Below are 12,999 nucleotides of genomic sequence, written 5' to 3' on the forward strand. Positions count from 1 at the left end.
GATCATGCTCTAGATAAAATGATCATAACTCAAAAATCAGCATCATTTCAAACATATTAGTTTTGCATCATGAATAATTTGTCCATACGTTAAATAAAAACGCTTGAAAAACAACACTACTTTACAGACTTAAGTACTAGGCACTGCCTTAAGTAAGTACACGTGCAAAGGATTTTCATGGCACGATTTTTTAGACTACAAGTTAATTTTTGGCAAATATTTATATATATCTATCTACGAAGAAATTAACGAAGTAATACTTGAAAATCAGGCAAAAAATCTGCGCAAGTGACTTTGGTGAGCAGTGCCCAGATGCTGCTTTCTATAGAAAATGAATAAATAAAGCGCACATACCAACCATAAGCCAAAAAACATATGGGATGGAATTATAGCTTAAAACAACGAAATTTTCTACAAGATTATGCTATATAATTTTCAGATGGCCTCTTCCTAACACAAGGCGCGTTATCGTAGAATCCATCTTCACTTGCCGCACAAGGGCTTTTCAGATCGTAAGCTGAAGGATCTGACCTGCATGATGCAAGAGATAACATTGAGACAATAATCAAAAGTTTTATGTAAAAATTGAATTTGTTCATAGTTTACCGCTCACTCCTCACGATCCAAACCAAAAGCAGTATGCAAACTGCGCATGGCTAATTCTTTATGTATATCATCTACCAAAACAGCCACCTTTACTTTCGAGATGGTAGTAGCTAAAATATTTATACCTTTTTCTGATAAGATTTGAAACATTTTTTGTAATATAGAATCTTGCTTGCTTGTATTAGTATTTACTATAGCAATTTTTGCGACCGACGTATTTAATGTGTATTCCATGCCACGAAGCTGCGATTCTGAAGCAAAAACTTGCTGTACTTTGTTTATTTCTGACTTATTGACTATAAACACCAAATAATTCATTGCTCTCAGGCTCTGCGCGCTTAGTTGCAATACTTCCGTATATAAAGAATGATACTCGAAAAGCTTGTATATTTTTTGTGTTAAGGAGTCCACTATGTCACCACATGGCAACATTAGAACCGCTATATCACTTCGGCCAGCTATACCAGTTATGTAATTTTTACTACTAGTATTATAATCACTCACCAGTATTGTTCCCGGCGCATTATCAAAAGTTGATAATACTTGCATTTTAAGGTTCGAGCGCATTGCGATTTCAACAGCTCTTGGATGCAAAACTTTTGCACCCGTCATAGACATCTCAAGCATCTCTGCATAAGCAATCGTTTCTATCTGATTTGCTTTTTCTACAATTTTTGGATCTGATGTGTAAACACCTGATATATCAGTGTATATATAACATCGCTCTGCATTAAGTGCGGCCGCAATGGCAGCTGCTGTTGTATCTGACCCGCCGCGCCCTAATGTTACAATTCTACCTTCATATACCCCTTGAAAGCCACATATTACAGGGATTTCATCGATGCTGAGAGACTGAAGTATTGGAGCCGTATTTATTTCAACTATATTTCCACTGGAAAAATTTCCATCAGTTTTTATTGGAAGTTGCCAGCCAAGATATGACCTTGCTTTTAAGCCAATAGACTGTAGCGCAAGTGCAAGTAGTCCCGCACTAACTTGCTCTCCAGATGAGAGGATAGAGTCATATTCAAAAGATGTATCAGGAGAACTCAAATCTGAAACTTTGCGTATTGTTTCAATTAAAGAATCTGTTACCCCGGACATTGCAGATAAGACAACGACCACTTTTTGTCCACTTTTCAAAGAACGACTAATTATGTTAGCAACACGCTTTATCTTCTCGATATTGCCAACAGACGTTCCTCCAAATTTCTTTACAACTACTTGCACAAACTTTACATCGTGAAAATTGAAAATTTGTTATCCATAAACCCTGCTAATTATTATGAAACAGAGCATTTTACATGCTCATTAAAAATAAATCTAAAGGTAGCATGCAGTGTCAATACGCAATATCACAACGGCGATATCTTTGCAAATCTTAATAATTTTAAAATACATAGGTTGTATTAAATAACAAAAAAGTAAGCAATGAAATTTAGTTATGTATAACGCATTATCTATATGATACCATCCAAAAGTCGACCTATGTTTAGTGCTAATCTTGTACCTAAGCACCGCTTACAGTGCTTAGCTATGCATCTATATAGAACGACCACCACAGTTCTTTTTGAGAATTGATATCTAATGTCTAAAACTAATTATTCATGAAATACAAAGAAGTGGAAAAAATAAGAGACGAATCTTATAAACGTGGCATTTACTTAAGCGTGTTTTTATTTGCTGTCTTTATAGTTACCTCTTTTAGCTATAAAATATTTGCCTCAAACTCTCAATATATAGCTGATTATTTTATTGCTCTTTTAAGTTCTGCAGTTGCAGCATTTATAGTATTTCTTATAGCAATTCTATACTTAATATTGAAGTATCTCTGTCCAAAGTGTCATGGTCGTTGGACTTATAGAGCTGTTAACGAGATAGTAGTGGATATCGTCACAAAGCGTATAAGAATGCCTTATTCTAATAGGGAATTTGTATACAAAATACAAAAATGCATAGTAGAATTTGAATGTTGCAATTGTTTACACATAAACTCTGTGTTAAAAACTTATCGATCTCGTGAAATATAGATTTACACTTCAAGCGAGGTCATAAAGCTTTTCAGTGCATTTGAGATCTGCAAGTGCCAGTGAAATCTACCGCTGATAAATTACTTATTTTTATATGGAGCGTTTTATGCAAGATTTTGATGTCATCGTAATAGGAGCTGGCCCAGGTGGTTACGTTGCTGCAATTAAGGCTGCACAACTTGGCAAGAGCGTTGCTTGTATAGATACATCAAATTTTCTTGGCGGAACTTGTTTAAATCAAGGCTGTATTCCATCAAAAACGCTCTTAAACTCATCGTATAAATATTATGAGACTTTACATAAACTAGAAGAACACGGCATATCCTGCACTTCTGTAGAATTCTCCTTATCTAAGATGATGGAACGTAAGGATACTATAGTATCAACTCTAGGCAAGGGCATAGAAGGTCTTTTCAAGAAGAACAAGGTAGCTTTATTTAAAGGTCGCGGAAGTTTTATATCATCAAATGAAATTAAAATAACACAGAAACAGAATGACATTGAAAGTTCTATAAGAGGCAAAAACATTATAATATCCACAGGCTCTCAGCCAATTTCATTACCAAACATAGCAATAGATGAGAAATTTATATTTTCTTCCACTGGGGCTCTTGCATTACCTTCTGTACCAGGTGAGATGATAATACTTGGTGGCGGAGTAATAGGTCTTGAAATGGGCTCAATTTGGTCAAGACTAGGAGCAAAAGTGACTATTATAGAGTACGCAGAAAAAATAATGGGAAATTCTGATACAGAAATAGCTAAAGAAGCTCAAAAAATACTTGAAAAGCAAGGTATCAATTTCTTACTGAAAACCAAAGCTATTTCAGCAAGTATTAATGATAATGTTGTGTCACTTAACATAGAGATCAATGGCAATATAGAGACAAAAAAAGCTGATGTTATACTGGTTGCTGTAGGAAGAAAAGCCTATGTAGAGGGACTTGCGCTTGAAAATGTAGGAATTGTTTTAGATAAATATGGCAAAATTCCAGTTGATAGCTCTTTCAAGACATCACGCGAGAACATATTTGCCATTGGAGATGTAATATCAGGCTCTATGCTTGCTCATAAAGCTTCAGAAGAGGGCATTGCAGTCGCAGAAATAATTGCAGGACAACATGGGCACGTAAACTACAGCGCCATACCAAGCGTCATTTATACACATCCAGAAATCGCAAGCGTTGGAGCAACAGAAGATCAATTAAAAGCACAAGGAGTTGAATATAATATAGGGAAATTCCCATTTGTGGCAAATAGTAGAGCTCGAACAACTGCTGAAACGGAAGGCTTCGTAAAAATAATAGCGTGTAAAAAAACTGATGAAGTGTTAGGTGCCCATATAATAGGACCGTGTGCTGGTGAGCTGATCACAGAAATTTCTCTTGGAATAGAGTTTAAAGCCGCATCTGAAGATATTGCTAGAACAAGCCATTCTCACCCTGGCTTCAGTGAGGCAGTAAAAGAGGCTGCGCTTGCTGCATTCTCAAAGCCAATACATATATAAATAGTCCATCCTATCTTCCGATGGCCATGTGATTACAAAGTAGCTACGAGATAGAGATATCATGTACCATTACGACGTTTATGAAAAATTTAGGATTGCTAAAAAGCACTATTCTACTAAGGCAGAAACGTCTTTAGTGGAATCATTCAACTCATTAATACGGCACTATTTAGCCAGGTTTCATCGTAAAACCAAACGTTACAGTAAGGCCATAGATATGATCTATAACTCTATCCTAATGCTTTTTAATAAAGACTTGCTGATATCTATCTTTAGTTAGCAATGCCCAAAACTTACGCAGGCAGACATTGACTTAATATGCAAAAATCTAAATAATACACCAAGGAAAATTCTTAATTTCAGAAAGCCTAGAGAAGATATTCTCCAGGCTGTACGATAGATTGGTGCACTTAGTTTTAGAATGCAAGGCGCGTACTATATATTATTTGCGAAGAAATTAACGAAGTAATACTTAAAAATCAGGCCAAAAAGGTCAGCGCAGGTGACTTATGAAGGCAGTACCTAAGCACTTTATTATCAGTGCTATGGATATTTTATAAGTGAAATATGGAGACAAATGCTTAGAGATGATGGTTTACTAAAGGGATTTTTTCAGTATACAAAGTTTATTGCAGGCACAACAACACTTAATGGATTGAATATTCCAATATACCCAGAAATAGCATTTGTTGGACGCTCAAATGTTGGTAAATCTAGCATGATTAATCTTATTACTGGGAACAAGAAAATGGCGCGTGTTTCTAGATCACCTGGCTGCACAAGGCAGATAAACTTTTTTTTGGTGCGAAACACTTTCATACTTGTTGATTTGCCTGGTTATGGATATGCATCAGCTTCTAAGTCAATAATAAAAAACTGGCAACGATTAATGGTTGAATATTGTCTGCTCAGAGCACAGTTAAAGCAAATAATGTTGTTAATAGATTCAAAACTTGGGATTACAAAAAAAGATGCTGAGATAATAGAAACTCTTAGAGAGTGCGGAACAATTACCCAGATTGTGCTGACAAAATGTGACCGCATATCTCAAACAGCAGTAAAAAACACACAGGAGCAAATCCTCAAATCTATAGAAAACGAAGCATTCATAAAGCCAAATGTCTTGCTCTCATCAAGTAAATCTGTGGAAGGTTTTTGCGATATGCGCGGTGAAATACTAAATACTCTCTCTATCAACTTATCAAAATAGTAAGTAATCATCTATGTATGTTTCGCAGGTAAATGAAGAGTTGATATCTCACTTATACGCATCAAAAGTCTCAAAAGCTGTATTAAATGGTGTTTAGAGTTAGAAAATAGTGTGTTAAATCCGTAAGGAAATATTATAATAAGCGCAAAAATTTACGGATTTTGTGAAATCAGTGTTTGTGCGTAGCACATGAGTAATAATATATACAAAAATTAGTGCAGTGCTGAGTCCTGTGATGATTTTTGCACATTTTACTTATCCACAAAAATTTATTTGCGCACACAAATCGATTTTTGACGGACAGACTGCATAACGCTTTTACCAAAGCAGTACGTACAATTTCGTGTCCTATACTGCACCCTTAATTCAAACCATTTGTTTTAAATGCTCCGATTTTTTAGCAAAAAATTAGCTTAAATATATAGAAGCTGGTGTTCTATATTTTAAAGCTTGATGTAACCTTTTGTTGTTATACCAAGGTACAAATTCTTCTATCCTTTTTTCCAAGCTGCCTATATCATCAGGTCTATAATAATAGATCACTTCTTGCTTTAAAGTTCTCCAAAGTCTTTCTACATATATATTATCAAAACACCTGCCAACATGATCCATACTGATGCTTACATTTTTTAGTTGTAATTTTTGTATAAATTCACTGCTGGTATATTGCGAACCTTGATCAGTATTAAATATCTCTGGAACTCTTGTTGCCAATGCCCTTTCTAATAATGCTATGCAAAATCCTGCTTCCAGAGAATATGATAAATCATAGCCTATAATATATCTACTGTGTAAATCAATAATAGCCGTGAAATACATGAACTTGCCATTAATTTTTATATATGTAATATCACTTGCCCATACTTGATTTATCCTATTGATTTCAATTCCTGATAGTAAATAAGGATAAATTTTATGTTCAGGATTCTTTATAGTAGTATTTCTATAGCTCTTAGGATATAAGCCTTCTATCTCCATTTCTTGCATTATTCTCAGTACCTTTTTAGCATTGATGATCTTACCTTGGTTATGCAAATCAGCTGTTATCTTGCGATACCCGTATCTACAATCTGATAATAAATAAATTTCCCTAATGAGATTTGCAATCTCACTTTCATCACTTATCACTGGCTTGTAATACAACTTAGTTCTAGGAATATTCAGCAACTCAGCTTGTCTTCTTATAGAAATATCAGCACAAATTTCTAACATATTTTTTCTCTCTTCATAATTTATTTCTGCAATTTTTTTTTGAGAAAATTATTTTCAATGCTTATCTCGCCAATAATTTTATGCAATTTTTCTATTTCTTGCTCAGAGAGTTTTTGCTTTTTTGTATACTCACTTTCTGGAATAAAAAGCTGATACAAATCCCTGATAGCCTTATCTTTCCAGTCATATAAATTAGTTGCAGGAATTTTGTATTCACTACATATTTCAGCTTTCCCCTTTTGACTTTGTATGGCATCTAGAGCCACTTTTGCCTTAAATTCAGCCGTATAATTTTTCTTTTTACTCATACTACTAACTTAATCCTATTTTTGATTCATTTTACTATCAAAAAATCGGTTGTTTTATTTTTTCTGGTTCGTTTCTTGGGGCCATTATAGATGCCATACAAAGTCAAAAGGGGAAAGCTGAAATATGTAGTGAATACAAAATTCCTGCAACTAATTTATATGACTGGAAAGATAAGGCTATCAGGGATTTGTATCAGCTTTTTATTCCAGAAAGTGAGTATACAAAAAAGCAAAAACTCTCTGAGCAAGAAATAGAAAAATTGCATAAAATTATTGGCGAGATAAGCATTGAAAATAATTTTCTCAAAAAAAAATTGCAGAAATAAATTATGAAGAGAGAAAAAATATGTTAGAAATTTGTGCTGATATTTCTATAAGAAGACAAGCTGAGTTGCTGAATATTCCTAGAACTAAGTTGTATTACAAGCCAGTGATAAGTGATGAAAGTGAGATTGCAAATCTCATTAGGGAAATTTATTTATTATCAGATTGTAGATACGGGTATCGCAAGATAACAGCTGATTTGCATAACCAAGGTAAGATCATCAATGCTAAAAAGGTACTGAGAATAATGCAAGAAATGGAGATAGAAGGCTTATATCCTAAGAGCTATAGAAATACTACTATAAAGAATCCTGAACATAAAATTTATCCTTATTTACTATCAGGAATTGAAATCAATAGGATAAATCAAGTATGGGCAAGTGATATTACATATATAAAAATTAATGGCAAGTTCATGTATTTCACGGCTATTATTGATTTACACAGTAGATATATTATAGGCTATGATTTATCATATTCTCTGGAAGCAGGATTTTGCATAGCATTATTAGAAAGGGCATTGGCAACAAGAGTTCCAGAGATATTTAATACTGATCAAGGTTCGCAATATACCAGCAGTGAATTTATACAAAAATTACAACTAAAAAATGTAAGCATCAGTATGGATCATGTTGGCAGGTGTTTTGATAATATATATGTAGAAAGACTTTGGAGAACTTTAAAGCAAGAAGTGATCTATTATTATAGACCTGATGATATAGGCAGCTTGGAAAAAAGGATAGAAGAATTTGTACCTTGGTATAACAACAAAAGGTTACATCAAGCTTTAAAATATAGAACACCAGCTTCTATATATTTAAGCTAATTTTTTGCTAAAAAATCGGAGCATTTAAAACAAATGGTTTGAATTAAGGGTGCAGTATAATCTAGAGCCACTTTTGCCTTAAATTCAGCCGTATAATTTTTCTTTTTACTCATACTACTAACTTAATCCTATTTTTGATTCATTTTACTATCAAAAAATCGGTTGTTTTATTTTTTCTGGTTCGTTTCTTGGGGCCATTATATCCTACTACATGCGTTCAAATATTTTTTCCAAATCCTTTAGTGCGAATTTTGTATATGTTGGGCGACCATGATTGCATTGTCCACTAAATGCCACTGTTTCCATCTCTCTAAGCACAGCGTTCATCTCATCAATACTCAACTTTCTACCAGCTCTAACGCTGTTATGACAAGCTATAGTAGTCAATATTTTTTCTATCTTTGCATCTACTACTGCAATATCATCAAACTCATCTATATGCTCTGCTAAATCGACCATTAAGCCTTTGAGGTCTACACTCTCTGGTAAAATTGCGGGAACGCGAGTCACAGCAATTTGAGCAGCACCGTTACGATCTATAAAAAAACCAAATCTCTCAAGCTCAGATTTTTTAGCTAGTATTTGATTCACAAGAGCTGGTCTAAGTTCTACAACCTCTGGCACAAGCATTAACTGCATTTCCAAGCAACCATTTTTGATTTGAGCTCGCAATTTTTGTAGCGTTATTCTCTCATGCGCAGCATGCTGATCAACTATGATAATGCCTTCATAATTTTCAGCGATTATATACATGTTATTAATTTGACACTTTGCAAAACCTAGAAATTGCTTTTTGTCTAATGTTTCGTTGCTTGTTGAAATTTTGACGCTGCTTTTCACGGGCGCTGTGCTATCATGTGCGTCTAAAATATCTTGAGATTTAATGTGTACTTCAGGCATTCGCATACTATCTCTAAATGGAATGCTGCCTTGAGATATCTCAAGGTCTTTAGAAGTGACTACTTTGTTACTACTGGGTTGCGGCAGGTTAGTAAAGCGCTTTAGTCTGCTATCTTCACTTAAAATATCGTGCATTTTTCCAGTGTTCGGTATTTGCTTTGCGGCACTTAAGTTGTCTATCTCATTTTCACTCTGTTTTAACTCTTTTTTTGTAAAAATATCACTAGCAGTAAGCTTAATATTATCTTGCAGAATCTCTGAATTTTGAGCTTTTATATAGGATATGGCCTTCTCTTCAATTACAGTCGAAGAACGTGGACCACTTGCAGCTATAGCACTTCTTATCGCTTTTGTGATACAGCTATGCAATAATTTCTCGTTTTTAAAACGCACTTCAGTTTTTGTAGGATGGGCATTCACATCTACTTCAGAGAATGGAAGTTCTATAAAAAGGATAATAGATGGATATCTGCCGCTTGGGATTAGATCTCTATATGCATTTCGAATGATGTATACAACTAATTTATCTTTGATAACTCTATTGTTAACATATATAAATTGTTTATTTGATGTCGCGTGATTATAAGTTGGAATTGAGGTATATCCAAAAACTCTGTGACCACTTTCTGAAAATTCGAAAAATACAGAATTATCTACAAACTCCTTGCCTAGAATTGATAATAATTTACTGCTATCACTTGATATACATCCATCAGTACCGCAGGCTTCTATATATCTTTTTCCATCTATGATGAGTTCAAATGATACGTGATAAAAAGATATAGCAAATCTATTTATCAGATCTACACATGCAGATGTTTCATGATTCTCAGATTTTAAAAATTTTAATCTAGCAGGAGTAAAACAGAATAGATCTCTTACCTCGACTGTGGTTCCGGATTGTCTTGCCGCTGGCTTAACATCAGACTCGCTACTACCTTCTATGTAAATTTCCCAAGCTTCATTTGCATCTTTATGACGGCTGGTAATGCGCATTTTACTGACAGATGCAATTGATGGCAGAGCTTCTCCTCTAAATCCAAGATTTGTTATATTGCTTATGTCTTCTTCATCTAGTTTAGATGTTGCATGACGCTTAATTGCTCTATGTAGATCATCTTTTATAATTCCATATCCATTATCCGAAACTCTAATTAAGTTTCTGCCGCCACTTATAATTTCGACTTTGATTGAGGTGGCGCCAGAATCTAAAGAATTTTCAACTAATTCTTTCACGACTGATATAGGCCGCTCTACTACTTCTCCTGCTGCTATCTGATTAATAGCTTTTTCCGATAAAAACTTTATCTTAGATGATTGCATAATAAAATTCCAAAAAACACATCATAATTCGCAATAAAAGACTCTTTATTTCTAGCAAATTGATATAATACTTTCTTTGGCACGTCATACTTTGTTGTTCCTGCTCCGAGACTTTTTAAATGCCGCATGAAATGCAGAGGAGTAGGGTGGGACACATTATATCTAATTTTATCAAATTGATAGTGTAGAGGTTTTAAACTTAAACAAATTTTTACAATTTCGTCAAATGATTGATAGTTTGAAATATTTGAAGGTACGTTATACTGTTTATAAAAATCTTCTAAATGCTGAAAGCTACCTCGTATCGGCATAGAAAACGCTATGATATTTCCTATTTTTGACAAATTTAAAAGTGTACTTTCGATATCATAAAACCATTGCATTGCAAAGTTTGATATAACCAAATCTACCATATGAAAATGCATCATTTCCGCATCTCCATATACAACTTCAAATTTAACACCAAGGGTTTTGAACTTAGAAGTTGCAACTTTTAGCATTTCTACTGAGATATCATTCAAATAATAAGTAGCGTTTGGCAAAATATCACATAATAATTGAGATGCTGTTCCAGTTCCTGTTCCGATATCAAGTACGGAAGCGCAGTTTTTAAGTATGCAAAAATCTTTTATCTTTTGCACCAGCTCTTGAGCAGCACGATTTTGCACATGTGCTATATTGTCATAGTTATAAGAACCTATATCAAAGTTTTTTGCTACTGTATTTTTGTACGACATTTATAGCTCAAACTATAGATTAATAATGCGATATATCTAAAGCAGTATAAAATACTCGTTTATAACACTCATTTTTACTGTCTTATCTATAAATAAAAATTTTCTAAAATACTCGCGTATCATATATATTTTATAGCACTTTAGCTATAAATAAAATTTCCTGTTTCTGTATGAGAAGTTACATCATTATACACAGGCCCTTTTCACAAGCTCTTTTCTGAATTCAGACATGAGCTGATTAAATTAGTAGACATGAGATGTATTTATTGATATAAACTTCCACTGATCCCTCTTCTGTTGGCTCGTTCTATTTTGTTTTATTGAAGCCTGGCTTTGATTTATTCTGCTATATGGGACCTTAGTTCAGAGGTTAGAACGCACCGCTCATAACGGTGTTGTCGCAGGTTCGAATCCTGCAGGTCCCACCATGTCACCTCTTCGACATTCTTTTCGTCGTTTAATCATGCAGTTCCCGAATTTAATCTCTGAAGCTTAAACGTATATAGTCCATCAGCAAAAAATTATTTGCTGCGCAAATAAACTTTTGCAGAGAAAGTTAAATGTACAAAAATTCGCCTTGAGAACTGTCCTGCACTAATTTTCGGATATATTAATTGGCCTTATGCTGCAATTTACTTTCACAAAATCCGTAAGATTTTTGGGCTTATTATAACATTTTCTTACGAACTTAAAACACCATTTTGACACTCGGGGCGTCATTTTATACTGCTTCTGAGGCTTCTGGCGGAGGTGCTATCTGGCTTAAGCATCTTCAATACTATAATTCTTTGAAATAAGTGCCAAAATACCTGGTAGTGTTGCATTCTCCAAGAATTCTAAGAATGCTCCGCCTGCAGTAGAAACATATGAAAAGCTTTTTAATACACCGGCAGAGTTGATGGCAGCCATAGTATCACCACCACCTGCTATACTAATTACACCACCAAGCATAGTCAAAGATGCAATGTATCTGGCAATGAATTTTGTACTGTTGTCAAAATACGGATTTTCAAATATGCCAAGTGGTCCATTCCATAAAATTTGTTCCATTCCTTCAATGGTATGACTGATTTTTATCAGACTTTGAGGGCCTATATCCATTATTGCTGCGCCTGTCGGTATGTTTGATAAGCAGCATATTTCTATTGTATTATCTGAAGTTTGAACAACAAAATCTGAAGGTAATATGATCTTATCATCATAGGTTGCCAGTATTTTTTGAGCGTGAACTAGCATTTCAGGTTCAAAAAAAGAATCTTTTATGTCAAAACCTGAAGCTTTTAAGAAAGTATTTGCCATGCCGCCTGCTATGAAAACTCTCTCAAACTTAGGAATAATACTGTTTAATACTTTTAGTTTTGTGGAAACTTTTTTACCACCAACTATAAGCATGCTAGGTTTTTGCTCCACATCAATCAAATTTTGTAAGAATGCTAATTCTTTTTTAAAAGCAATTCCTGAGTAAGAGGGTAAAAAGCGACATACACCAACTATTGAAGCATGTTTCCTATGCGAACAGGAAAATGCTTCGTTTACATAGCAATCAGCTAGATCTGCCAGCATCTTAGCAAAATTCAGATCGCAAGCTTCTTCTTCATGGAAAAATCTAAGATTTTCCAGTAATAAAACTTGTCCAAAATCTAGCTCATTTACCGCTTTTTTAGCAATTTCTCCTATACATGAGCTAGCGAACTTAACATCACATTCCAGAACCTCAGATAAATATGGTAATACCTTTGCAAGTGACATGTCAGAAATTGTATCTGGTATTTCAGAATGTTGTTCAGATAGTGATAAATATTGTTTTGGTCTGCCAAAATGGCTGATCAATATAACTTTTGCTTCCTTTTTGATTAAAGAAAGTACAGTTTCTTTGATTTGCAACAATCGACTTAAGTCGCAGGCCAAACCTTCATGCATCGATATGTTTAGATCAACACGTACCAAAACGGTTTTTCTATTGCAGTCCGCATTTTCTATAGAACATATGTATTGTGCCATTTTCTTCATATAACA

At 34.2% G+C, this 12,999-nt stretch carries 8 protein-coding genes and 1 tRNA gene; 4 read left to right on the top strand and 5 right to left on the bottom strand.

Features of this window, described 5'->3' with window-relative positions; translation table 11 throughout:
• Window positions 1-609: 609 nt before the first annotated feature.
• Entirely contained in the window at window positions 610-1,836 is a 1,227-nt protein-coding gene (locus tag AACL20_RS00505) for an aspartate kinase (RefSeq protein WP_339052223.1), read from the bottom strand.
• A 906-nt stretch (window positions 1,837-2,742) separates the two neighbouring features.
• Here AACL20_RS00505 and lpdA point away from each other — a divergent pair.
• Window positions 2,743-4,143 (top strand): dihydrolipoyl dehydrogenase, encoded by a 1,401-nt coding sequence (lpdA, locus tag AACL20_RS00510; RefSeq protein WP_339052224.1) that lies wholly within the window; start codon window positions 2,743-2,745, stop codon window positions 4,141-4,143.
• 577 nt (window positions 4,144-4,720) lie between these two features.
• The gene (yihA, locus tag AACL20_RS00515; protein WP_339052225.1) at window positions 4,721-5,353 is read left to right on the top strand and encodes a ribosome biogenesis GTP-binding protein YihA/YsxC; all 633 of its coding nucleotides are present in this window, start codon (window positions 4,721-4,723) and stop codon (window positions 5,351-5,353) included.
• Window positions 5,354-5,761: 408 nt separating this feature from the next.
• Here yihA and AACL20_RS00520 read toward each other — a convergent pair.
• A protein-coding gene (locus AACL20_RS00520) for an IS3 family transposase (protein ID WP_339051915.1) occupies window positions 5,762-6,873 on the bottom strand; the annotation gives its coding sequence in 2 pieces (ribosomal slippage) (window positions 5,762-6,594 and window positions 6,594-6,873; 1,113 coding nt in all).
• A gap of 44 nt (window positions 6,874-6,917) precedes the next feature.
• On the opposite strand from AACL20_RS00520, the gene AACL20_RS00525 reads away from it, so the two are divergent.
• Window positions 6,918-8,023 (top strand): IS3 family transposase gene (locus tag AACL20_RS00525; RefSeq protein WP_339052645.1). Its coding sequence is split into 2 segments (ribosomal slippage): window positions 6,918-7,191 and window positions 7,191-8,023, totalling 1,107 coding nucleotides; the frame shifts between segments, so codons are not numbered across the junction.
• A 207-nt stretch (window positions 8,024-8,230) separates the two neighbouring features.
• On the opposite strand, the gene mutL is transcribed toward AACL20_RS00525, so the two are convergent.
• Window positions 8,231-10,246 carry a DNA mismatch repair endonuclease MutL gene (gene mutL / locus AACL20_RS00530; protein WP_339052226.1) on the bottom strand — a complete coding sequence of 672 codons (2,016 nt, stop codon included), beginning with the start codon at window positions 10,244-10,246 and terminating at the stop codon, window positions 8,231-8,233.
• A complete protein-coding gene (locus AACL20_RS00535; RefSeq protein ID WP_339052227.1) occupies window positions 10,228-10,983 on the bottom strand; it encodes a methyltransferase domain-containing protein in 756 nt (251 codons plus the stop codon). Before AACL20_RS00535 ends, mutL begins: the two co-directional genes overlap by 19 nt.
• A 352-nt stretch (window positions 10,984-11,335) precedes the next feature.
• On the opposite strand from AACL20_RS00535, the gene AACL20_RS00540 reads away from it, so the two are divergent.
• Window positions 11,336-11,411 (top strand) — tRNA-Met (locus AACL20_RS00540).
• 334 nt (window positions 11,412-11,745) lie between these two features.
• On the opposite strand, the gene AACL20_RS00545 is transcribed toward AACL20_RS00540, so the two are convergent.
• On the bottom strand, window positions 11,746-12,993 hold the full coding sequence (locus AACL20_RS00545; protein WP_339052228.1) for a phosphoglycerate kinase: 1,248 nt from the start codon (window positions 12,991-12,993) through the stop codon (window positions 11,746-11,748).
• Between the last annotated feature and the right edge of the window lie 6 nt (window positions 12,994-12,999).

The organism is Candidatus Lariskella endosymbiont of Epinotia ramella (assembly GCF_964019805.1).
In the GTDB taxonomy this organism is placed as follows: Bacteria; Pseudomonadota; Alphaproteobacteria; order Rickettsiales; family Midichloriaceae; genus Lariskella.